The organism is Trabulsiella odontotermitis (assembly GCF_001188485.1).
Taxonomy (GTDB): Bacteria; Pseudomonadota; Gammaproteobacteria; order Enterobacterales; family Enterobacteriaceae; genus Trabulsiella; species Trabulsiella odontotermitis_A.
The window spans coordinates 91,443-114,172 of record NZ_JNGH01000125.1 but is presented as its reverse complement, the minus strand read 5'-3'; the positions used below and the strand labels follow the sequence as shown (position 1 = coordinate 114,172).

Annotated in this window: 23 protein-coding genes and 1 pseudogene; 3 read left to right on the top strand and 21 right to left on the bottom strand. The window is 54.9% G+C overall.

The window, feature by feature from the left end; translation table 11 throughout:
- Positions 1 to 47: 47 nt before the first annotated feature.
- The 12 genes from rpoS to cysD all read right to left on the bottom strand — a co-directional run bounded on the left by rpoS (position 48) and on the right by cysD (position 9,750).
- Positions 48 to 1,040: an RNA polymerase sigma factor RpoS gene (rpoS, locus tag GM30_RS23170; RefSeq protein WP_038157575.1), complete on the bottom strand. Its 993-nt coding sequence runs from the start codon at positions 1,038 to 1,040 to the stop codon at positions 48 to 50.
- A 61-nt stretch (positions 1,041 to 1,101) separates the two neighbouring features.
- Positions 1,102 to 2,232 carry a murein hydrolase activator NlpD gene (gene nlpD / locus GM30_RS23165; protein ID WP_049850507.1) on the bottom strand — a complete coding sequence of 377 codons (1,131 nt, stop codon included), beginning with the start codon at positions 2,230 to 2,232 and terminating at the stop codon, positions 1,102 to 1,104.
- A gap of 125 nt (positions 2,233 to 2,357) precedes the next feature.
- Positions 2,358 to 2,984 carry a protein-L-isoaspartate(D-aspartate) O-methyltransferase gene (locus tag GM30_RS23160; RefSeq protein WP_049850506.1) on the bottom strand — a complete coding sequence of 209 codons (627 nt, stop codon included), beginning with the start codon at positions 2,982 to 2,984 and terminating at the stop codon, positions 2,358 to 2,360.
- Complete coding sequence (gene surE, locus GM30_RS23155) at positions 2,978 to 3,739, bottom strand: 5'/3'-nucleotidase SurE (RefSeq protein ID WP_049850505.1); 762 nt, start codon at positions 3,737 to 3,739, stop codon at positions 2,978 to 2,980. Before surE ends, GM30_RS23160 begins: the two co-directional genes overlap by 7 nt.
- The gene (gene truD / locus GM30_RS23150; RefSeq protein ID WP_072094220.1) at positions 3,720 to 4,751 is read right to left on the bottom strand and encodes a tRNA pseudouridine(13) synthase TruD; all 1,032 of its coding nucleotides are present in this window, start codon (positions 4,749 to 4,751) and stop codon (positions 3,720 to 3,722) included. Before truD ends, surE begins: the two co-directional genes overlap by 20 nt.
- Before the next feature lie 15 nt (positions 4,752 to 4,766).
- Positions 4,767 to 5,246 (bottom strand): 2-C-methyl-D-erythritol 2,4-cyclodiphosphate synthase, encoded by a 480-nt coding sequence (gene ispF / locus GM30_RS23145; protein WP_049850504.1) that lies wholly within the window; start codon positions 5,244 to 5,246, stop codon positions 4,767 to 4,769.
- On the bottom strand, positions 5,246 to 5,956 hold the full coding sequence (gene ispD, locus GM30_RS23140; protein ID WP_049850503.1) for a 2-C-methyl-D-erythritol 4-phosphate cytidylyltransferase: 711 nt from the start codon (positions 5,954 to 5,956) through the stop codon (positions 5,246 to 5,248). The genes ispF and ispD overlap by 1 nt, the downstream gene beginning before the upstream one ends.
- Positions 5,957 to 5,975: 19 nt before the next feature.
- A complete protein-coding gene (gene ftsB, locus GM30_RS23135; RefSeq protein WP_038157594.1) occupies positions 5,976 to 6,287 on the bottom strand; it encodes a cell division protein FtsB in 312 nt (103 codons plus the stop codon).
- 140 nt (positions 6,288 to 6,427) lie between these two features.
- Positions 6,428 to 6,751, bottom strand: a complete 324-nt coding sequence (locus tag GM30_RS23130; protein ID WP_049850502.1) for a DUF3561 family protein — start codon at positions 6,749 to 6,751, stop codon at positions 6,428 to 6,430.
- Positions 6,752 to 6,802: 51 nt separating this feature from the next.
- Positions 6,803 to 7,405 carry an adenylyl-sulfate kinase gene (gene cysC, locus GM30_RS23125; RefSeq protein ID WP_049850501.1) on the bottom strand — a complete coding sequence of 201 codons (603 nt, stop codon included), beginning with the start codon at positions 7,403 to 7,405 and terminating at the stop codon, positions 6,803 to 6,805.
- A complete protein-coding gene (cysN, locus tag GM30_RS23120) occupies positions 7,405 to 8,832 on the bottom strand; it encodes a sulfate adenylyltransferase subunit CysN (RefSeq protein WP_049850500.1) in 1,428 nt (475 codons plus the stop codon). The genes cysC and cysN overlap by 1 nt, the downstream gene beginning before the upstream one ends.
- 9 nt (positions 8,833 to 8,841) lie before the next feature.
- Complete coding sequence (cysD, locus tag GM30_RS23115; protein ID WP_049850499.1) at positions 8,842 to 9,750, bottom strand: sulfate adenylyltransferase subunit CysD; 909 nt, start codon at positions 9,748 to 9,750, stop codon at positions 8,842 to 8,844.
- Positions 9,751 to 9,995: 245 nt separating this feature from the next.
- Here cysD and GM30_RS23110 point away from each other — a divergent pair, with 245 nt between their 5' ends.
- The gene (locus tag GM30_RS23110) at positions 9,996 to 11,030 is read left to right on the top strand and encodes an aminopeptidase (RefSeq protein WP_049850498.1); all 1,035 of its coding nucleotides are present in this window, start codon (positions 9,996 to 9,998) and stop codon (positions 11,028 to 11,030) included.
- A 35-nt stretch (positions 11,031 to 11,065) separates the two neighbouring features.
- Here GM30_RS23110 and cysH read toward each other — a convergent pair whose 3' ends face one another.
- From cysH to cysJ, 3 genes are read right to left on the bottom strand one after another with little or no spacing between them, the layout of a single operon-like run.
- Positions 11,066 to 11,800 carry a phosphoadenosine phosphosulfate reductase gene (cysH, locus tag GM30_RS23105; RefSeq protein ID WP_049850497.1) on the bottom strand — a complete coding sequence of 245 codons (735 nt, stop codon included), beginning with the start codon at positions 11,798 to 11,800 and terminating at the stop codon, positions 11,066 to 11,068.
- 12 nt (positions 11,801 to 11,812) lie between these two features.
- Positions 11,813 to 13,525, bottom strand: coding sequence for an assimilatory sulfite reductase (NADPH) hemoprotein subunit (gene cysI, locus GM30_RS23100; RefSeq protein ID WP_049850496.1), 1,713 nt, complete (start codon positions 13,523 to 13,525; stop codon positions 11,813 to 11,815).
- On the bottom strand, positions 13,525 to 15,327 hold the full coding sequence (cysJ, locus tag GM30_RS23095; RefSeq protein ID WP_049850495.1) for an NADPH-dependent assimilatory sulfite reductase flavoprotein subunit: 1,803 nt from the start codon (positions 15,325 to 15,327) through the stop codon (positions 13,525 to 13,527). The genes cysI and cysJ overlap by 1 nt, the downstream gene beginning before the upstream one ends.
- 307 nt (positions 15,328 to 15,634) lie before the next feature.
- On the opposite strand from cysJ, the gene queD reads away from it, so the two are divergent.
- Positions 15,635 to 15,997: a 6-carboxytetrahydropterin synthase QueD gene (queD, locus tag GM30_RS23090; RefSeq protein ID WP_049850494.1), complete on the top strand. Its 363-nt coding sequence runs from the start codon at positions 15,635 to 15,637 to the stop codon at positions 15,995 to 15,997.
- A gap of 43 nt (positions 15,998 to 16,040) precedes the next feature.
- Here queD and queE read toward each other — a convergent pair.
- Both queE and GM30_RS23080 read right to left on the bottom strand, forming a co-directional pair.
- Positions 16,041 to 16,665, bottom strand: a pseudogene (queE, locus tag GM30_RS23085) (7-carboxy-7-deazaguanine synthase QueE).
- 7 nt (positions 16,666 to 16,672) lie between these two features.
- Positions 16,673 to 17,272, bottom strand: coding sequence for an N-acetylmannosamine-6-phosphate 2-epimerase (locus GM30_RS23080; RefSeq protein ID WP_080993489.1), 600 nt, complete (start codon positions 17,270 to 17,272; stop codon positions 16,673 to 16,675).
- A 178-nt stretch (positions 17,273 to 17,450) separates the two neighbouring features.
- Between GM30_RS23080 and GM30_RS23075 the strand changes: the two genes are divergently transcribed.
- Complete coding sequence (locus GM30_RS23075) at positions 17,451 to 18,275, top strand: MurR/RpiR family transcriptional regulator (RefSeq protein WP_049850493.1); 825 nt, start codon at positions 17,451 to 17,453, stop codon at positions 18,273 to 18,275.
- Between the two features lie 28 nt (positions 18,276 to 18,303).
- Here GM30_RS23075 and GM30_RS23070 read toward each other — a convergent pair whose 3' ends face one another.
- From GM30_RS23070 to pyrG, 4 genes are all read right to left on the bottom strand, one after another.
- Positions 18,304 to 18,660 carry a hypothetical protein gene (locus GM30_RS23070; RefSeq protein ID WP_155484039.1) on the bottom strand — a complete coding sequence of 119 codons (357 nt, stop codon included), beginning with the start codon at positions 18,658 to 18,660 and terminating at the stop codon, positions 18,304 to 18,306.
- Positions 18,639 to 19,424, bottom strand: a complete 786-nt coding sequence (locus GM30_RS23065) for a DUF4225 domain-containing protein (RefSeq protein WP_049850491.1) — start codon at positions 19,422 to 19,424, stop codon at positions 18,639 to 18,641. The genes GM30_RS23070 and GM30_RS23065 overlap by 22 nt, the downstream gene beginning before the upstream one ends.
- Positions 19,425 to 19,629: 205 nt before the next feature.
- Positions 19,630 to 20,928, bottom strand: coding sequence for a phosphopyruvate hydratase (gene eno, locus GM30_RS23060; protein ID WP_049850490.1), 1,299 nt, complete (start codon positions 20,926 to 20,928; stop codon positions 19,630 to 19,632).
- 81 nt (positions 20,929 to 21,009) lie between these two features.
- Entirely contained in the window at positions 21,010 to 22,647 is a 1,638-nt protein-coding gene (gene pyrG / locus GM30_RS23055) for a glutamine hydrolyzing CTP synthase (RefSeq protein ID WP_049850489.1), read from the bottom strand.
- Positions 22,648 to 22,730 lie beyond the last annotated feature (83 nt).

The window sequence follows — 22,730 nt, the reverse complement described above, 5'->3', positions numbered from 1 at the left end:
AGAAAAAGGCCAGTCGCAATGACCGGCCTTTTTTGATGAAAACTCGCTTACTCGCGGAACAGCGCTTCGATGTTCAGCCCTTGCCCCTGCAGGATTTCACGCAGGCGACGCAAACCTTCGACCTGAATCTGGCGAACGCGCTCACGCGTCAGACCAATTTCACGACCCACATCTTCAAGCGTTGCGGCTTCATACCCCAGCAGACCGAAGCGACGCGCCAGTACCTCACGCTGTTTGGCGTTCAGTTCGAACAGCCATTTGACGATGCTTTGTTTCATGTCATCGTCCTGCGTGGTGTCTTCCGGACCGTTCTCTTTTTCATCGGCCAGGATATCCAGCAGCGCTTTTTCGGAATCACCACCCAGCGGGGTGTCGACCGAGGTGATGCGCTCGTTGAGACGCAGCATACGACTGACGTCATCAACCGGTTTATCTAGCTGCTCGGCAATCTCTTCCGCACTCGGTTCGTGATCCAGCTTATGGGACAACTCACGCGCGGTACGCAGATAAACGTTCAGCTCTTTAACGATGTGAATCGGTAAACGAATGGTACGGGTTTGATTCATGATAGCCCGTTCAATCGTCTGGCGGATCCACCAGGTTGCGTAGGTCGAGAAGCGGAACCCGCGCTCCGGGTCAAACTTCTCCACAGCACGAATCAGCCCCAGATTCCCCTCTTCAATCAGATCCAGCAAAGCCAGACCACGATTGCTGTAACGACGGGCAATCTTCACCACCAGACGCAGGTTACTTTCAATCATCCGACGGCGGGAAGCGACATCTCCGCGCAGTGCACGACGTGCAAAATAGACTTCTTCTTCGGCTGTTAACAGTGGAGAGTATCCAATCTCTCCAAGGTAAAGCTGAGTCGCGTCCAGTACACGCTGTGTGGCACCCTGCGATAACAGCTCTTCCTCAGCCAGGTCGTTATCACTGGGTTCCTCTTCATTTAAGGTTTTCTCGTCGAAAACCTCCATTCCGTTCTCATCAAATTCCGCGTCTTCATTTAAATCATGAACTTTCAGCGTATTCTGACTCATAAGGTGGCTCCTACCCGTGATCCCTTGACGGAACATGCAAGCAAAGCCATATTCCGTCGAATTATCGCTGCGGCAAATACTGCAGCGGGTTTACGGATTTCCCCTTGTAACGAATTTCAAAATGCAAGCGTGTTGAACTGGTTCCGGTGCTACCCATGGTAGCGATTTTCTGCCCCGCCTTAACTTCTTGTTGTTCCCGGACCAGCATTGTGTCGTTATGGGCGTAGGCGCTCAGGTAATCATCGTTATGTTTGATGATGATAAGATTACCGTAACCGCGCAGTGCGTTACCGGCATAGACAACGCGCCCATCTGCGGTCGCGGTGATAGCCTGTCCTTTACTGCCTGCGATATCGATACCTTTATTCCCGTTGTCTGAGAATTTCTCGATAATGTTGCCGTCAGTCGGCCAGCGCCATGAAGAAATCGGCGAACTGGTAGACATACTGCTTGCAGTTGGTTCGGTAGTGCTTGCAACTGGTGCCGTAACAGGCGCTGTGACCGGGGTCGCAGGCTTATTGTTAGGCAACATTTTGTTAGCACTTTGTTCACCTGAATCCTCAGAATACGTAATTGTCGGTTTAGAAGCAACCACCGCGCCGGAATTTTGTGCAGGTTTTGAGGTTAAGCCCTGAGAACCGCTACTGGCCTGTACACTTGCTTGCGCAACAGGATTGTTACCCGTGATGGGCTGTCCAGCTGCGTTTCCGATCTGTAACGTTTGCCCTACGTTCAAACCGTAAGGTGCAGAAATGTTGTTACGTTGTGCAAGATCGCGGAAATCGTTGCCGGTTATCCAGGCGATGTAAAACAGCGTATCACCGCGCTTGACGGTGTAGGTGCTGCCACCCGCATAGCTGCCTTTAGGAATATCGCCGTATTTACGGTTGTAAACGATGTGGCCATCCGCGGTAGTCTGTACCGGCTGTGACATCGGCTGCGTCTGCACCGGCTGTGTCTGTACGGGTTGTACCGACTGAATTTGCGGCTGTGACGGCTGCGGCGTTGAACTTCCCATCTTCGGCGGTGGAGTGATCAACATGCCGGAATTAGTGCCGGAAGCGCTGCTTGCGCCCACCGAGCTCACTGGGGCTGGTGCGTTATCAGAACTCGTGCAGCCTGCAAGCCAGACGGATACCAGCGATAGCGCCGCAATACGGCTTAAGGTAAATTTTGGGCTTCCCGCGCTCATTTATCCCCCAGGAATGTGTTAACTGCCAGTGATTTGATTACCGCGCAACGCGCTGGCTCAGGCACTGGAAACGTGCCTACCCTACGCCCGAACACGCGCCGAATGAACCAGGAAAACTCCTGTTATTACGCCAGTTCCCCTTTGACCAACGGCACAAAGCGGACGGCTTCCACGGTATCGATAATAAATTCGCTTCCCCGCCGACGAACCCGTTTTAACCACTGGTGTTCGTCGCCCACGGGCAAAACGAGGATCCCGCCTTCATCCAGCTGCGACATCAGCGCGGCCGGAATTTCTGGCGGTGCGGCCGTGACAATGATGGCATCAAACGGCGCACGCGCCTGCCACCCCTGCCAGCCATCGCCGTGGCGGGTAGAAACATTGTGTAAATCCAGTTGCTTGAGACGACGGCGCGCCTGCCATTGCAGGCCTTTTATACGTTCCACCGAACAAACATGATGAACTAAATGTGCCAGAATTGCCGTCTGATAGCCGGATCCGGTGCCGATCTCCAGCACCCGCGACGCTTCTGTGAGTTCAAGCAGCTCCGTCATTCGCGCGACCATATACGGCTGCGAAATGGTTTGCCCCTGACCTATTGGCAATGCGACGTTTTCCCACGCTTTGTGTTCAAACGCCTCATCAATGAATTTTTCACGCGGTACCTGAGCTATCGCTTCAAGCACGTGCTCATCCTGAATACCCTGAGTACGTAGTTGATCAAGAAGGCTTTGTACGCGTTTGCTTACCATTGCGCATCGACTCCCACGCGATCTAACCAGCCGGACACCACCTCATGCGCGTTATGTGCCGTTAAATCGACATGCAGCGGCGTGACCGATACATAGCCTTCGTCCACTGCGGCGAAATCGGTGTCTGGCCCCGCATCGTATTTTTCCCCCGGCGGGCCAATCCAGTACAGCGTATTGCCGCGCGGATCCTGCTGCGGAATAACTTTGTCCGCCGGGTGGCGGCTGCCGCAGCGCGTCACGCGGATCCCCTTTATTTGTTCGAGCGGGAGATCCGGGACGTTGATATTAAGAATGCGCCCGGTGCGCAGCGGCTCACGCGCCAGCGCGCGCAGGATCGAGCAGGTTACCGCGGCGGCGGTGTCATAATGCTGATGGCCATCCAGTGAAACCGCAAGCGCCGGATAACCGAGATGACGCCCTTCCATTGCCGCCGCGACGGTGCCGGAATAGATAACGTCGTCGCCGAGATTTGGCCCGGCGTTAATGCCCGACACCACCACGTCCGGTTGCGGACGCATCAGCGCGTTAACGCCAAGGTAGACGCAGTCCGTCGGCGTGCCCATTTGCACGGCAATATCGCCGTTCTCAAACGTAAACGTACGAAGTGAGGATTCCAGCGTCAGGGAATTTGACGCCCCGCTGCGGTTACGATCGGGAGCGACCACCTGCACCACGGCGAATTCCCGCAGGGCTTTCGCCAGCGTCTGAATGCCTGGAGCATGGATCCCGTCATCGTTACTCAGCAATATTCGCATAATCACCTGTTGTCTTGATCAGTTCCCTCACCACACTGGTGGCGAAACTGCCCGCAGGCAGCCAGAAACGTAGCTCAACGGTTACATCATCCCACCAGTTCCAGTTCAGCTGTTGCGGATAAAGGAGCACCGCGCGACGCGCCGCCTCGACGTTTTCCCGCACCAGTAGCGACTGCAACAGGGTTTCCTGCGCCAGCGTATTTTCTTCGAAGGCCAGTGCCGCGCGTTGGGTTCCCCAGTCGCCGCTGCCGGGCAAGGCGGCGGTGATCATCAGTTCCCGGTTATCGACACGCGCCTGCAATTCGGCGAGCTCGTCTTCAGTCGCCACAAACCAGCTGCCACGCCCCGCTAATTGTAGCGCATCGCCGTCAACAACTTGATTAAAGTCCGGTTTTTTTAATTTATCGCTGACAATCTGATTAAACAAGGCACTCCGCGCCGCAGAGAGCCAAAAACTGCGTTTGTTGCGATCGCGTACCGGTCCGCCATTTTCTGCCCAGCGCAGCGAGCCGTGCAGGTTGCTGCCGCCGATACCAAAGCGCTGCGCGCCAAAATAGTTCGGTACGCCGCGCGCTGCAATAGCCTGCAAACGGGCTTCAACGTCATCACGGTGCGAAACCTCACGCAGAATAAGCGTGAAATAATTTCCTTTCAGCGCGCCCGGTCGCAGCTTGCGCTTATGGCGGGCATATTCCAGCACTTTACAGCCTTCCAGCAAAAACTTGCTGAGATCCGGCATCTCTTTGCCGGGAACGCGCGCACAGAGCCATTGTTCGGTGACGGCGTGCTTATCCTTTTGCCCGGCAAAGCTCACTTCGCGGGCATGAATTTTAAGGAATTTCGCCAGCGCGTCGGCGACGAAACGGGTATTGCAGCCGTTTTTGAGGATCCGCACGAGGATATGCTCGCCTTCGCCGTCCGGCTCAAACCCCAAATCTTCCACCACCAGAAAATCTTCCGGACTGGCTTTCAGCACGCCCTGCCCCTGGGGTTGACCGTGCAGATAAGTCAGATCATCGAACGCGANTCATGGTTTCGCCTTGTGCAGCAACGCTACCGCTTCACAGGCAATCCCTTCGCCACGGCCGGTGAAACCCAGTTTTTCCGTGGTGGTCGCCTTCACATTGACGTCATCCATATGACAGCCGAGATCTTCGGCAATAAACACCCGCATTTGCGGAATGTGCGGCAGCATTTTTGGCGCCTGGGCGATGATGGTGACATCGACGTTGCCGAGCGTATAACCTTTGGCCTGAATGCGGCGCCAGGCTTCGCGCAGCAACGCACGGCTGTCAGCGCCTTTAAACGCCGGGTCGGTATCCGGGAAAAGCTTGCCGATATCACCCAGGGCCGCAGCACCCAGCAGCGCGTCGGTCAGTGCATGCAGCGCGACATCGCCATCAGAATGGGCCAGCAGCCCCTTTTCGTAAGGGATACGTACGCCGCCGATGATAATGGGGCCTTCGCCGCCAAAGGCATGCACGTCAAAACCGTGTCCAATTCGCATTACGCCTTCTCCTGGTTGTCAGATCGGGTAAGGTAAAATTCAGCCAGCGCCAGGTCTTCCGGCCGCGTGACTTTAATATTATCAGCGCGCCCCGCCACCAGCTCAGGGTGGAAGCCACAATATTCCAGCGCGGACGCTTCATCGGTAATGGTCGCACCGTCGTTAAGCGCGCGGGTCAGGCAATCCATCAACAATTCGCGGGGGAAAAACTGCGGAGTCAGCGCGTGCCAGAGATCGTTTCTGTCGACGGTATGGGCAATGGCGGTAGCACCAGGCTCGGCGCGCTTCATGGTGTCGCGCACCGGCGCGGCCAGAATGCCGCCCACGCGACTGGTGTTGCTGAGATTCAGCAGGCGTTCGAGATCGTCCTGATGCAGACAGGGACGCGCCGCATCGTGCACCAGCACCCATTCGGTGTCCGTAGCGGCTTTCAGCCCGGCAAGGACGGAATCGGCGCGTTCAGCACCGCCTTCGACCACGGTAATCTGGGGGTGTGAGGCCAGTGGTAATGCCGCGAAACGGTCATCACCCGCGCTGACGGCAATGATCACACGCCGGACGCGGGCATTCGCCAGCAGCGCGTCCACCGCGTGTTCGAGAATCGTTTTGTTACCGATTGAGAGATATTGTTTTGGGCATTCCGTTTGCATGCGGCGGCCAAATCCGGCTGCCGGGACCACGGCGCAAACGCCCGGAGTAGTTGCTGCCATGTTGTAATCCTGGGAGTGTCTATCGATTATTCTGCCCTGAAGCCTGATTGCGTTTTGACGCATCCGGAACCAGACGATAGAACGTTTCGCCCGGGCGGGTCATGCTAAGTTCGTTGCGTGCGCGTTCCTCGATCGCTTCCTGACCGCCATTGAGATCGTCAATTTCGGCGAAAAGCTGATCGTTTCGCGCTTTGAGTTTGGCGTTTGTTGCCTGCTGTGCCGCGACATCTTCGCTGACCCGGCTGTAGTCATGAATACCGTTCTTGCCGAACCACAACGAATACTGTAGCCAGACCAGCAAAGCCAGCAATAGCAGCGTTAGTTTACCCATCCTGCCCCCTGAAAAACGGCATCATCATCCCATAACTTGACCGGGTACTCCACCCCGGCGCGGACGATGCCGCGTCATCGCGGGAAATGTACCACATTTTCCCCGCAAATACGTACGTCTCGTTGCCGCTACGCCGCGGATCACCCCATCAACCACAGGAAGAGCAGGCCGAAAAGCGCCATCACCGTGAGCACGGTAACAGGAAGACTATAGAGCAGTTTGCTGTCGAGCAGTGAGTGCAGCGCCACACCGATTAAAACGGCGACAGGCAGTAGCGCCAGAAAGAAGGGCCAGGTGTAGAGCAGAAAAAACAGCGTATTGCTGCCGTAGATCAGAAACGGGATACCCAGCGCCAGCAGCCATGCGATGAAACCCACCACGGCGCCTTGTAACGACCATGTGGTTTCCTCACTATCAGCAAGCGATTTGGTGGAAGTGAGGCTCATGTTCTGGGTATCGCGCATATCAAATCCTGTAACCTGACTGGCCGGAAGATGCCTACTTCCGGCGCTGTCTTAGGATCTGATGATATCGTCCCGCCTGAGGAGATCTAATAATTGGTTAACCAAATTTGTTACCAATTGTTCGCCCTTAAGGTGAATCTCAGGCGCTTCGGGAGATTCGTACGCTGAATCAATACCGGTGAAATTGCGCAGTTCACCGGCACGGGCCTTTTTATACAGTCCTTTCGGATCCCGGGCTTCGCAAATCGCCAGCGGCGTGTCGACATGCACTTCATAGAAGCGCCCGTCGCCGATCAGATCGCGCGCCATCTGCCGTTCGGCACGATGCGGAGAGATAAACGCCGTCAATACCACCAGCCCGGCATCCACCATCAGTTTCGCCACTTCACCAACGCGACGAATGTTCTCTTTGCGGTCGGTATCGCTGAAGCCTAAATCGCGGCATAAGCCGTGACGTACGTTGTCACCATCCAGCAGATAGGTGCTGACGCCTAATTCATGCAGTGCCTCTTCCAGCGCCCCGGCCACCGTGGATTTGCCGGAGCCTGACAGTCCGGTAAACCACAGCACAACGCCACGGTGACCGTGACGTTGTTCGCGCTGCNNGGTCACCGGATGTGGATGCCAGACGACGTTATCGTCATGCTGCGCCATTAGCGGCCTCCCAGCAGATCGCGCGCGCCCCAGTGCGGGAAATGTTTACGCACCAGCGCGTTCAGCTCCAGCTCAAAGGCGCTGAATTCCGACGTCTGCGCCGTGGCTTCGGTGTGTGGCTGATTAACCATCCCTGCGCCCACGGTAACGTTCGACAGTCGGTCGATAAAAATCAGCCCACCGGTCACCGGGTTATCCTGATATTTGTCGAGCACCAGCGGCTCGTCGAAAGTCAGATCCACCAGCCCGATGCCGTTCAACGGAAGCGATTCCACTTCGTTGTGGGTCAGGTTGTTGATATCAACCTGATACTGAATCGCGTCGACGCGCGCCCGGGTTTTCTTGCCGGCAATTTTGATGTCGTAGCTCTGGCCCGGCAGCAGCGCCTGTTCGGCCATCCACACCACGTCCACACTGGCGTGCTGTACAGCAGGCAGCGATGCGCTCGCTTCCACCAGCAGATCGCCACGGCTGATGTCGATTTCATCTTTCAGCACCAGGGTAATCGCTTCGCCCGCCTGCGCCTGCGGCAGATCGCCGTCAAAGGTCACGATGCGCGCAACCGTCGATTCCACGCCAGACGGCAGCACTTTGACCCGCTGCCCGACGCTCACGGCGCCGGACGCCAGCGTCCCGGCATAACCGCGAAAATCGAGGTTCGGACGGTTCACATACTGCACCGGGAAACGCATCGGCTGGTTTTCCACCACGCGCTGGATCTCCACCGTTTCCAGCACTTCCAGCAGCGTCGGGCCGCTGTACCACGGCATGCTGGCACTCTGGCTGGCGACGTTATCGCCTTCCAGCGCCGACAGCGGCACAAAGCGGATATCCAGATTCCCCGGCAGTTCCCCGGCGAAGGTCAGATAAGCTTCACGGATCTCATTGAAGCGTTCTTCGCTGAAATCCACCAAATCCATTTTATTCACCGCCACCACCAGGTGTTTAATGCCCAGCAGCGTGGAGATAAAGCTGTGGCGACGGGTCTGGTCGAGCACGCCTTTTCGCGCGTCTATCAGCAGGATCGCCAGATCGCAGGTGGACGCGCCGGTCGCCATATTACGGGTGTACTGCTCATGGCCCGGGGTATCGGCGATGATAAATTTGCGTTTTTCGGTAGAGAAATAACGGTACGCCACGTCAATGGTAATGCCCTGTTCGCGCTCCGCCTGCAGGCCATCCACCAGCAGCGCCAGATCCAGTTTCTCGCCCTGAGTGCCGTGGCGTTTGCTGTCATTGTGCAGCGACGAGAGCTGATCTTCATAAATCTGTCGGGTATCGTGCAGCAGACGACCAATCAGCGTGCTTTTACCGTCGTCAACGCTGCCGCAGGTCAGAAAACGCAGCAGGCTCTTGTGCTGCTGGGAATGCAGGTAAGCTTCAACGCCGCCTTCATCAGCAATTTGTTGTGCAATGGTGGTATTCATGGCGGCTCCTTAGAAATAACCCTGGCGTTTCTTCAGCTCCATCGAGCCTGCCTGATCGCGATCGATAACGCGCCCCTGCCGTTCACTGGTCGTTGACACCAGCATCTCTTCGATGATTTCCGGCAGCGTCTGTGCCTCAGATTCCACCGCGCCGGTCAGCGGCCAGCAGCCCAGCGTGCGGAAACGCACCATGCGTTTTTTGATAACTTCGCCAGGCTGCAGATCGATACGGTTGTCGTCGATCATCATCAGCATGCCGTCACGCTCGAGCACCGGGCGCTCCGCCGCCAGATACAACGGAACAATGTCGATATTTTCCAGATAGATGTATTGCCAGATATCCAGCTCGGTCCAGTTGGAGAGCGGGAACACGCGGATGCTTTCGCCTTTGTTGATCTGGCCGTTGTAGTTGTGCCACAGCTCCGGACGCTGATTTTTCGGGTCCCAGCGGTGGAAGCGGTCACGGAAGGAGTAAATGCGCTCTTTCGCGCGCGATTTCTCTTCATCGCGACGCGCGCCGCCGAACGCAGCATCAAAGCCGTATTTGTTCAGTGCCTGCTTCAGCCCTTCAGTTTTCATAATATCGGTGTGTTTGGCGCTGCCGTGGACAAACGGGTTGATACCCATCGCCACCCCTTCCGGGTTGCGGTGTACCAGCAGCTCACAGCCGTACGCTTTAGCGGTCCGGTCACGGAACTCATACATTTCGCGGAATTTCCAGCCGGTATCGACATGCAGCAGCGGGAACGGCAGCGTCCCCGGATAAAACGCCTTACGCGCCAGGTGCAGCATGACGCTGGAGTCTTTACCGATGGAATAGAGCATCACCGGATTCGAAAATTCGGCGGCGACTTCACGGATAATATGGATGCTTTCCGCCTCCAGTTGCCGCAAATGAGTGAGTCGTTTTTGATCCATTACCGTTCCTTAAGCCTGTCTTTACGTACTTTGCGTATAGAGAGGGACTATAGGGTGCGGCTTAGATCAAATGAAATTACGAAATGGAATGACTAGTTCCTCAAAGGAATAACCCAACGGAAAAGCAAATATCAAAAAGTGCTTAACACGAGCCTTTTCGGGGATTTAAGCGCAAATGAAATTGTGTAACGCGGGTCACAGTTTCATACTAGTGCGTCGTTTTTTTGCATGTGTAAGGACACGTTATGTTTTCCGCGTTGCGCCGCCGTTTGATTCCGCTGACGCTCGGTGCATGTTTTTCCCTTCCGGCGCTCGGTGCCGCGTTGCCCACTGGTGATATCGCGAACTCACAGGCACGCCATATCGCGACCTATTTCCCGGGGCGTATGACAGGAACTCCCGCCGAAATGCTGTCAGCGGATTATCTGCGCCAGCAGTTCGCGCAGATGGGCTACCAGAGCGACATCCGCACCTTTAACAGCCGCTATATCTATACCGCCAAAGATAACCGCCGGAACTGGCATAACGTGACCGGCAGTACGGTGATCGCCGCACATGACGGCAAATCCCGACAGCAGATTATCGTGATGGCGCACCTGGACACCTACGCGCCACACAGCGACGCAGACAGCGAAAATAACCTCGGCGGCCTGACGCTGCAGGGCATCGATGATAACGCGCTGGGTCTTGGCGTGATGCTGGAACTGGCAGAAAGGCTGAAAAATACCACCACGCAGTACGGCATTCGTTTTATCGCCACCAGCGGTGAAGAGGAAGGCAGGCTCGGCGCTGAAAACCTGCTCAAACGGATGAGCGCCGAAGAGCGGAAAAATACGCTGCTGGTGATAAACCTTGATAACCTCGTGGTCGGCGACAAACTCTATTTCAACAGCGGCAAACAAACCCCTGCCTCGGTGCGCAAATTAACCCGTGATCGGGCGCTGGCGATCGCCCGCCGCCACGGCATTAGCGCCACGATGAACCCCGGCCTGAATCCGGACTATCCAAAAGGAACGGGTTGCTGCAACGACGCAGAAGTGTTTGATAACGCCGGGATTCCGGTACTCTCCGTCGAGGCGACCAACTGGACGTTAGGCAAGAAAGATGGTTACCAGCAACGGGCGAAATCCCGCACCTTCCCGAACGGCGTGAGCTGGCATGATGTGCGTCTGGATAATCAGCAGTACATTGATAAGGCACTGCCGGGACGCATTGAACACCGCAGCCGCGACGTAATGCGGGTGCTGCTGCCGCTGATGAAAGAGCTGGCGAAAGCGTAAGTCATCCCACTCCTGGCCGGGAGTGGGATAAACCATTACCCTTCGTGTAGCCCGCACTCGCGCTTCAGGCCAAAGAAGCGCGTCTCTTCTTCCGCCATGCCCGGTTCCCATTTACGAGTGGTGTGAGTATCGCCTACTGACAAATAGCCCTGATCCCACAATGGATGGTATTTCAGGCCGTGCTTTTGCAGGTACTGGTACACCGTGCGGTTATCCCAGTCGATAATTGGCAATACTTTGAACACGCCGCGCTGAATGGCAAGCACCGGCAACGTCGCCCGGCTGCCGGACTGTTCGCGGCGCAGACCGGCAAACCAGGTTTGCGCGTTCAGTTCGCGCAGCGCCCGGTTCATCGGCTCGACTTTGTTAATGTCGTTGTACTTCTCAATCCCTTCAACGCCCTGCTCCCACAGTTTGCCGTAGCGCGCTTCCTGCCAGGCCGGGCTGGTTTCGGCGCGGTAAACCTTCAGATTCAGGCTGAGCTTGTCCGTCAGCTCATCAATGAACTGATAGGTTTCCGGGAACAGATAACCGGTATCGGTCAGGATCACCGGGATATCCGGGCGGATCTGATTCACCAGATGCAAGCTGACCGCCGCCTGAATACCAAAGCTTGAGGAGAGAACATAGTCGCCAGGCAGATTTTCCAGCGCCCAAGCGACGCGCTCTTCCGCGCTCAGTTTTTCCAGTTGCCCGTTAGTTTCCGCCAGCGCCAGTACGCGCTCGACTTTCGGTAATTCATTCAGCGCGTTTAGATCGAGAATCGCCATAGTTACCTCTCGTTATTCCCAGAAATCCCGGGCGGGGTCGAGCACCGGGCGAATGATGCCCGCACGCACCGTGAAGTCACCGAAGCCTTCCTCTGCTTCGCGCTCCTTCGCCCAGCGCCCTACCAGTTCGTCGATGTTGTCGAGAATTTCTGACTCGGTGATGTTTTCCCGGTACATGCGGGGAATACGCGTTCCCTCACGGTTACCACCAAGATGCAGGTTGTAGCGACCCGGCGCTTTACCCACCAGCCCAATCTCCGCCAGCATCGCGCGGCCGCAGCCATTCGGGCAGCCGGTCACGCGCAGGACGATATGATCCTCGCCGACGCCGTGCTTGCCCATGATCGCTTCTACCTTATCCACAAACGACGGCAGGAAGCGTTCAGCTTCGGCCATTGCCAGCGGACAGGTCGGGAACGACACGCAGGCCATTGAATTTTCGCGCTGCGGTGTGACCGCCGCCATCAGCCCATGCTCACGCGCCAGCTTTTCAATTTTCGCTTTCTGACTTTCCGGCACGCCCGCCACGATCAGGTTCTGGTTGGCGGTCAGGCGGAAATCGCCTTTATGGATCTTCGCGATCTCCAGCAGACCGGTTTTCAGCGGACGCCCCGGGTAATCCAGAATACGGCCGTTTTCGATAAACAGCGTCAGATGCCATTTGTCATCGATGCCTTTAACCCAGCCGATGCGATCACCGCGTCCGGTAAATTCATACGGACGGATCGGTTCAAATTTGATCCCCGCGCGACGCTCCACTTCCGCTTTGAAGGTCTCTACGCCAACGCGTTCCAGGGTATATTTGGTTTTCGCGTTTTTACGGTCGGTACGGTTACCCCAGTCGCGCTGAGTGGTGACCACAGCTTCCACCACCGCCAGCGTATGCTCCAGCGGCAGATAGCCAAACTCGCTCGCGGTGCGGGCGTAGGTTTTCTTGTTACCGTGCTCAATGGACAGACCGCCCCCCACCAGCAGGTTAAAGCCCACCAGTTTGCCGTTTTCGGCAATTGCCACGAAGTTCATGTCGTTGGCGTGCAGGTCGATATCATTCTGCGGCGGGATCACCACCGTGGTTTTGAATTTACGCGGCAAATAGGTTTTGCCGAGGATCGGCTCCTCGTCGGTGGTCGCGACTTTTTCCTGATCAAGCCAGATCTCTGCATAGGCACGGGTGCGCGGCAGCAGGTGCTCAGAGATTTTCTTCGCCCACTCATACGCTTGTGCATGCAACTGCGACTCAACCGGGTTAGAGGTGCAGAGCACGTTACGGTTCATGTCGTTGGCGGTCGCCAGCGCGTCCAGCCCCACTTCGTGCAGCATCTGATGGGCCGGCTTGATGTTTTTCTTCAGCAGGCCGTGATACTGAAACGTCTGACGGTTGGTCAGGCGGATGCTGCCATAAATCGTATTCTCGCCGGCAAACTTGTCGATCGCCTTCCACTGTTTGGTGGTGATTACCCCGCCCGGCAGACGGCAGCGCAGCATCATCGCAATGCGCGGCTCCAGTTTTTGCTCGGCGCGTTCAGCACGAATATCGCGATCGTCCTGCTGGTACATGCCGTGAAAGCGGATCAGCAAAAAGTTGTCGCCGTTAAACCCGCCAGTCAGACCGTCATTTAAATCTTCCGCAATCGTCCCACGCAGATAGTTGCTCTCGGCTTTCATGCGCTCGGCGTCGGCCAGTTTGCCTTCGACCACTAAAGGGCCCGGGTGTTTTTCGCTCATTAGTAGACATCTCGCTGATAACGGCGCTCTACGCGCAGCTCACTTAAATATTCATCCGCCGCTTCGGCATCCATCGCGCCAAAGTCGGCAATCACGTCCAGTAAAGCCTGTTCGACATCTTTCGCCATGCGATTGGCGTCGCCACAGACGTAAATGTGGGCACCGTCGTTGATCCAGCGCCACAGCTCTGCGCCCTGTTCGCGCAGTTTGTCTTGTACGTAGATTTTTTCTTTCTGGTCTCTCGACCAGGCAAGATCGATACGGCTCAGTACGCCTTCTTTGACGTAGCGCTGCCATTCCACCTGATAGAGGAAATCATCAACAAAGTGCGGGTTGCCAAAGAACAACCAGTTTTTGCCTTCCGCGCCATCGGCGGCACGCTGCTGCATAAAGGCGCGGAACGGCGCGATGCCGGTGCCGGGGCCAATCATGATCACCGGCGTCTGCGGGTTCGTCGGCAGACGGAAGTTATCGTTATGCTCAATGAACACACGCACCTCGCCTTCTTCTTCCACGCGATCGGCAAGGAAGCTGGAAGCGCCGCCGCTGCGGGCGCGACCTTCGACGTCGTAACGCACAACACCGACAGTAATATGTACTTCGCTGTCCACTTCCGCTTGCGCAGAGGCAATGGAGTAAAGGCGCGGCGTCAGCGGACGCAACAGGCCGATCAGCGCGTCGGCATCCAGCTGTGCAGGGGAGAAACGCACCATATCAACAATCGGCGTGGTGGCGGCGTAATGCTGGAGCTGGGCTTTATCACCCACCAGCGGCAACAGGGTTTCGCTGCGGGTCAGCGTCGCGTAGTTTTCGACGATGTTGCCGGTGTTGACCGTCAGCTCAAAATGCCACTGCAGGGCGTCGGCCAGCGGCAGCGTTTTACCGTCAACCATCACCGGCTCATCGCCTTTCAGCCACAGCAGTTCGACCAGCTCTTTGACCAGCGCCGGATCGTTTTGGTACCAGACACCCAGCGCGTCGCCAGGCTGGTAGCGCAGGCCAGAGTCGCCGAGATCAATTTCGATATGGCGGACATCTTTTTCCGAATCGCGGCTGGTGATTTTCTGATTGACCGACAGCGTCGCGGTCAGCGGCGCTTCTTTGGTGTACGGGCTGGTGTGGACTTCATTGAATACGCCACTGGCTGTAACGGCAGTCTGCGCCGCAGGAACAGCAGGCGCACGGGCTTTCAGCACGTCCACCACCCGCGCGCGCCACTGGGCGGCGGCGGTCTGGTATTCCACATCAGAATCCACGCGGTCGAGCAGACGCTCGCCGCCGAGTTCCGCCAGTTTGCTGTCGAAATCTTTACCTGACTGGCAGAAAAATTCATAAGACGTATCGCCGAGGCCAAAGACCGCAAAGGCGGTGTCGTTCAGCTTCGGTGCTTTTTTCGAGAACAGGAACTTATGCAGCGCGACGGCCTCTTCCGGCGGCTCGCCCTCTCCCTGCGTTGAGGTCACCACCACGAGCAGTTTTTCAGCGGCGATTTGCTTGAATTTATAATCCCCGGCGTTCACCAGGTTAACGTTCAGTTTTTCCGCCAGCAGGTCATCACGAAGTTGCTCGGCCACACGGCGCGCGTTGCCGGTCTGCGAAGCGGAAATCAACGTGATGGCCGGTGTTTCTGCCGCAACGGGTGTGGTCGCAACGGCGCCAGGTTGCTGATTCAGCATTCCCCAGAAATAGCCAGAAACCCAGGCCAACTGGGTCGGAGAAAAATCGGTGGTTGCCGCCTGCAGGCGGGCCAGCTGTTCCGGATTCAGCGGAAGCAGGCTGGAAGGTGGGGCCTGTGTCGTCATGCGTTGTTATGTTCCAGTATTAAAGCTGTCATTTTGCGGAAAAACCCAAACTGAAGGTAAGGTTAACGGCGAGGATAATAACAATTAAAGAAGGGATGGAAATAATAAATAACCAAATCGACTAACCTGTTTTACTCATACCTGTTAACAGGAAAATCGATTAATTAACCATTTGAATCTTATAGCAAAAAATATCTCATCCGCATTGTCATTAACGCGTCACGGGGAATGGCTGTTTTAGTTAATGAGAAAAAAGGTACATTCCGGTATGATTTTCCGGTTTTTTCGTCTTATTTGAGAGTTCACCATGTCCACCACGTTGTTTAAAGATTTCACCTTCGAAGCCGCTCACCACCTGCCGCACGTGCCGGAAGGTCATAAGTGCGGGCGCCTTCACGGTCACTCCTTCATGGTTCGTCTGGAGATAACCGGTGACGTCGATCCGCATACCGGCTGGATTATGGATTTTGCCGATCTGAAAGCGGCGTTTAAACCGACTTACGATCGTCTCGACCACTACTATCTGAACGAGATCCCTGGCCTGGAAAACCCGACCAGTGAAGTGCTGGCAAAATGGATTTGGGATCAGATTAAGCCTGTTGTCCCGCTGCTGAGCGCCGTGATGGTAAAAGAAACCTGTACAGCGGGCTGCGTCTATCGCGGCGAGTAAAGCGTGCTGCCGGGCAGTATTTTCGCCCGGCATTATCACTGTATCAGGCAATATTCAAATACTTGTGTGTCTGCATCGACAGGCGCCAGTTTCGCGCAATGCAGGTTTCAATGCACAGACGCGTCGCGTCGTCTTTCTGGCTGATCGGCTGCAGCGCTATCACTCGCTGCTTATCGTCGGTCAGCGTTTCCAGCAGTTCGTCCAGCGCTTCGATGTCGCGCACGCGGCCCACCGGGTGTTTGATCTCATCTGCCCGCTGCAGCGCCTGCGTCAGCACACCATAACCGCCGCGCATATTCACTTTCGGCGATACCGTCACCCAGGTGGCGTGCGAACAGCGCACTTCATGCGTGCCGCTGGTTTCGATCTGGCAGCTAAANCGGTTCCCCGCCGGTAATGACGACATGGCGCGCCGTCCAGCCCTGTCGACCGATGATCGCCAGTAAATCCTCAGCGCTCGCCGCCCCCCATTTATCGCTCTCTTTGGTTTTCGCCAGGATGCTGAACAGCGACACTTCCCGATCGGCGAGCTTATCCCAGGTATGTTTGGTGTCACACCACGCACACCCGACCGGGCATCCCTGTAAGCGAATAAAAATAGCGGGAACGCCGGTAAAATAACCCTCGCCTTGCAGGGTCTGGAACATCTCATTAATCGGGTACTGCATAGTCATCTCAGTCAAAGGGGTAAACGATAAGTATCGCAGATCCCGCCCGGAGGATCATGCGCCATCGGTGCTTTGCGCGTGAATAGNNCAGCAGACGGCAATCCTCTTCCGGCAGTCGGTGCCCCGCCGTTGCGGGCGTGTAGCCGAAGAGTGTTGTGCCCACACAGTCAAAACCGAGCGCCTGCGCGGTTTTCGCTTCGGCGACGCCAGAGACATCCGCCATCAGCACGACTGAGGGATAACGGGCGCGGATTTGTTCAACCAGCTCACTCAGCGTCAGCCCGCCTGGGCGCATTCTGTCTGTTGCATCAAGGGCGATAATCTCCGGCGCGACATGCATTAGCTCATCCACTTCACGCAGCGTGGGCGTGATATACACCTCGCTGTCCGGGTAATCGCGCTTGATGATGCCAATCACCGGCAACGCGACCTGCTGTTTTATTGCCTCGATATCCACCACGCTGTTGGCGCGGATCCCGGACGCGCCGCCCTGCGCCGCCGCGACAGCCATTCGCGACATGATAAACGCGCTATGCAGCGGTTCATCTTCCAGCGCCTGGCACGACACCACCAGCTTACCTTTCAGTTCGTTCAATATTGTTTGCATCTGCGTCGCCTTCCTCTTTTTCGGTTTCACCCATCCGCTTTATTTGAAAATATTTATCATAAATAAGTCATAAGATGAAAATTATCACCAAAAAGGAAGATACCGATCATACTTTTTCAAAATGGCTGGTATTCTGTCTCCTGCTTTCGCGATTGCTATCACTCATAAAGGATCCTGCATGTCAGAAAAACAAAACCTGCTGCTCCGGCTGCGGCAGAATGTCTCCGGGTACAGCCCCACGCAGCAAAAACTGGGGGAGTTTGTTCTGCGCGATCCTGCTAATGTGCTTTATATGACCATCACCGAACTGGCGAGAGAGAGTGGTACCAGCGAAGCCAGCGTGACGCGGCTATGCCGTGCGCTGGGCTGCAAAGGTTACAATGAATTTAAAATGGCGCTGGCGCTGGACACGCAAAATACGTCTCCGATTCAGCCGGTGGCAGATGAGATTGACCATATTGTGAATGAATCGGTGCAGGCGCTACAGGACACGGCAAAACTACTGGACCGCACGTTACTCACTTCGGCAGTGGAAGCGCTGCATCAGGCACGATCGGTGCAAATTTACGGTGTCGCGGCCAGCGCGATCCTGGGGGAATATCTGCACTATAAGCTGTTGCGGCTCGGGAAACCGGCGCAACTGTTCAGCGACATGCACCGCGCGGCGATGAACGCCGCTACGCTGTCGCAGGAGGATCTGGTGGTGGCGATTTCCAGCTCCGGTTCTACTCGTGACCTGCTCCACGTCGTCAAACAGGCGCGCAAACGCGGTGTGAGCGTGCTGACGCTCAGCAATACCCCAAGCAGCCCGCTGGCTTCCCTCAGCGATATCCTGCTGGTGGCGGCGAAACCTGAAGGCCCGCTCAGCGCCGGGGCGCTCAATGCAAAAGTCGGCGTGATGCTGCTGATAGAGCTGCTGACCACGATGCTGGTCGCGCGCGACCCACTGTACGCCGAGACGAACCAGCAGACAGCGAGTGCGACACTGCCATTGTTGTTATAAATTTTTAGCAGCCCTGCCTTTCTGAGCCTTACATTCCTTTGAGCCTCAGGAAGGTAGTTATTTTCTTGAGATAATCTTTATGAAAGCGGCAGACGATTTCCATCATAATCATTAGCAAGCCAAAAATAAAAATGGCAGTCAATGCAGATTGCACTTCATGTACCGCCAGAAAACCGATAAAACTCCCCAATATAATAGCCATAATCATATCCAACTTGAGAATACGTCCCTCGGTAAGAAAATAAGTTTTCTGTATACTCCAGCGTTGCTCTCTGGCAATTTGCACAAGAGCCCGAGCTTCTTTTTCTGTCATCTCTAACGCTATAAGCCTGTCTATTAACCTTCGATCATCCATAGTGAATGTTACTCTTTCAGTTCTGACCATGAAGTCTCATTGCTATTAAGGAGACGATAAATTGAAAAACCGCTGGAAGCATTTCCCACAGCCTCAGCACCAAGACCCGCTGCGCCCATACTTCGCCAGCTTCGGAAAAAATCGTCCCGAATGCTATGAAATAACCTCCATGCATCAGGACGAGGGATGAGACTGCTCATAGATCCAAGTGAGAGGCCAATATCGACAGACGAAAAAGCAATGTCGCCCCATTTATCCTCACCACCAAGGAATTTTGCAATGCTGCGGTAAGCCTGACGTACCGGTATAAACCGGGGATCTTCATGATAAAGAAGGTAGTAACCATTCTCCCATGTGTTTTCTGCACCATTGACCATCAAAGGCACTCCGTACTTCTGACATGCCGCCTTAAGGCTGGAAAAGCAGGTGCCCATCCCACCGATAAACTGTAGGCTACCGCTAATAAACCCGATATTTTTGAGAGCAATAGTTGTGCCCGAGTGCCGCTCTCTTTCTCTCTCAGCAATAACGAAAAGCTTGATGCCTCCCATTTGCAAACTGGTATGTTGAGCTCTTAATAAATGGAACTGCTCATGTAGAGCGTCTAACGCCTGACCAAACGTTATTCCCCCCCTGATATAACTTTCGATATACGCATCTGCGACTATATTCTCTTCGTACATGAATGCTGAACAAATAATGGGATCGTTAATATACTGGAATCCAATATCAAAGATAAGACTTCTTATTTTTTCCTTTTCGGAATTCAAATTCATTAGACTATAACTGTCCATAATATTTCATTTCCTTTCCATTTATATAATGAATACTTATTGCCTTGAACCACGACATATCCAAAAAAAAACAATGATTACAAAAATACAATATTACGAAAGCAAAAAAGTGAGGAGAATTAAAAGTTCGTAACGTCTATTTATGTTGATTCCGGACACAAAAAAACCCGCCGAAGCGGGTTTTTTATCAGAACGAAGAGCAGGATTATGCCTGGCCTTTGATCTCTTTACGACCGTTGTACGGTGCTTTTTCGCCCAGCGCTTCTTCGATACGAATCAGCTGGTTGTATTTAGCAACGCGATCAGAACGGCTCATGGAACCGGTTTTGATCTGGCCTGCTGCAGTACCTACCGCCAGGTCAGCGATGGTTGCATCTTCAGTTTCGCCAGAACGGTGAGAGATAACGGCAGTGTAGCCAGCATCTTTCGCCATCTTGATAGCCGCCAGCGTTTCGGTCAGAGAACCGATCTGGTTGAATTTAATCAGGATGGAGTTAGCGATACCTTTTTCGATACCTTCTTTCAGGATCTTGGTGTTGGTTACGAACAGGTCATCACCAACCAGCTGGATTTTGTTGCCCAGCACTTTGGTCTGGTAAGCAAAACCGTCCCAGTCAGACTCGTCCAGACCATCTTCGATGGAGACGATCGGGTACTGTTTGGTCAGTTCTTCCAGGAAGTGAGTGAATTCTTCAGAGGTGAACGCTTTGTTGCCTTCGCCAGCCAGAACGTATTTGCCGTCTTTGTAGAATTCAGACGCTGCGCAGTCCATCGCCAGAGTGATGTCTTTGCCCAGTTCATAGCCTGCTGCTTTAACCGCTTCAGCGATAACAGCCAGCGCTTCGGCGTTGGAACCCAGGTTCGGCGCGTAGCCGCCTTCGTCACCCACTGCGGTGTTCATGCCTTTGGATTTCAGTACTTTTGCCAGGTGATGGAACACTTCAGAACCCATACGTACGGCTTCTTTCAGGGTTTTCGCGCCAACCGGCTGAATCATGAATTCCTGGATATCAACGTTGTTGTCTGCGTGCTCGCCACCGTTGATGATGTTCATCATCGGAACCGGCATGGAGTATTTGCCCGCGGTGCCGTTCAGTTCAGCGATGTGCTCATACAGCGGCTGGCCTTTAGAAGCCGCAGCAGCTTTGGCGTTAGCCAGAGAGACCGCCAGGATGGCGTTCGCACCGAAGTTAGATTTGTTTTCAGTACCGTCCAGGTCGATCATGATCTTGTCGATACCAGCCTGGTCTTTAGCATCTTTGCCCAGAACTGCCTGAGCGATCGGGCCGTTAACCGCAGCAACCGCTTTGGTTACGCCTTTACCCAGGAAGCGGGATTTGTCGCCATCGCGCAGTTCCAGCGCTTCGCGGGAACCGGTAGAAGCCCCTGACGGCGCTGCTGCCATACCGACGAAACCACCTTCCAGGTGTACTTCGGCTTCAACAGTCGGGTTACCACGGGAGTCGATGATTTCACGACCGATGACTTTAACGATTTTGGACATTAGGTTTTCCTCAGTACAAGTTAAACTAAAACTCCAGACAAACAATGCACCCCGTAGGGTGCACTGCTGTTCTAACTTTTCTTACTTCTCCTGACGCTTCTGGTACTCGCCAGCGGCTTTCACAAAGCCGGCAAATAGCGGGTGCCCGTCACGCGGCGTGGAAGTAAACTCCGGGTGGAACTGACAAGCCACGAACCACGGGTGGTTCGGCACTTCGATGATCTCGACCAACTGATCATCCCCGGAACGGCCCGCAACGCGCAGGCCCGCAGCTTCGATTTGTTTCAGCAGCATATTGTTAACTTCGTAACGATGACGATGGCGTTCGGTAATAACCGGCGTACCGTACAGCTTGCGAACCAGGCTGTCATCAACCAGTTGGCAAGCCTGCGCGCCAAGGCGCATCGTGCCGCCGAGATCGCTTTTCTCAGTACGTACTTCAACGTTACCGTCTTCGTCACGCCACTCGGTAATGAGCGCCACAACCGGGTACTTACAGTCTGGCACAAATTCCGTTGAGTTGGCGTTTTCCATACCTGCTACGTTGCGCGCAAACTCCATCAGCGCAACCTGCATACCCAGGCAAATGCCCAGATACGGAATGTTGTTTTCACGCGCATAGCGTGCGGTAGCCACTTTGCCTTCGACACCGCGGTAGCCAAAGCCACCCGGGATGAGAATCGCATCCAGACCTTTCAGGATATCGACACCACGGGTTTCTACATCCTGCGAATCGATAAGCTTAATATTGACGGTCAGACGGTTCTTCAGGCCACCGTGTTTCAGCGCTTCAATCACCGATTTATAGGCGTCCGGCAGTTCAATGTATTTGCCGACCATACCGATAGTGACTTCGCCTGCCGGATTAGCTTCTTCATAGATAACCTGTTCCCATTCGGCCAGGTTTGCTTCCGGGCAGCTCAAGCTGAATCGTTTACAAATATAATCGTCCAGACCCTGTGATTTCAACAGGCCCGGGATTTTATAAATAGAATCGACGTCTTTCAGAGAAATAACGGCTTTTTCAGGAACGTTGCAGAACAAAGCAATCTTGGCGCGTTCGTTAGCAGGAACGGCGCGGTCAGAACGGCAAATCAGAATATCAGGCTGAATACCGATGGAGAGCAGCTCTTTTACAGAGTGTTGCGTCGGTTTGGTTTTGACTTCACCCGCAGCGGCCATGTACGGCACCAGCGTCAGATGCATATACAGCGTGTGCTCGCGGCCCACTTCAACCGCCATCTGCCGAATCGCTTCAAGGAACGGCAATGATTCGATGTCGCCGACCGTACCGCCGATCTCCACCAGCACCACGTCGTGGCCTTCGCCACCGGCCAGGATGCGCTCTTTAATGGCATTAGTGATGTGCGGAATGACCTGAACGGTCGCGCCCAGATAGTCGCCACGGCGCTCTTTGCGCAGAACGTCTGAGTAGATACGACCCGTGGTAAAGTTGTTGCGGCGCGTCATTTTAGTACGGATGAAACGCTCGTAGTGACCCAGGTCCAGATCGGTTTCAGCGCCGTCTTCAGTAACGAACACTTCCCCGTGCTGGATTGGGCTCATGGTACCCGGATCGACGTTGATGTACGGATCGAGTTTCATGATGGTCACGTTGAGGCCACGGGCTTCGAGAATGGCTGCGAGGGAGGCTGCGGCAATGCCTTTACCCAGAGAGGAAACGACCCCGCCGGTCACAAAAATATAGTTCGTTGTCATGCTGAACCTGAGAAGTTAGGGTGAAACGATGGAATAACCAGGACGGGAAAGTAGTATACCCGAACATGGCAGGCGCCACAAAC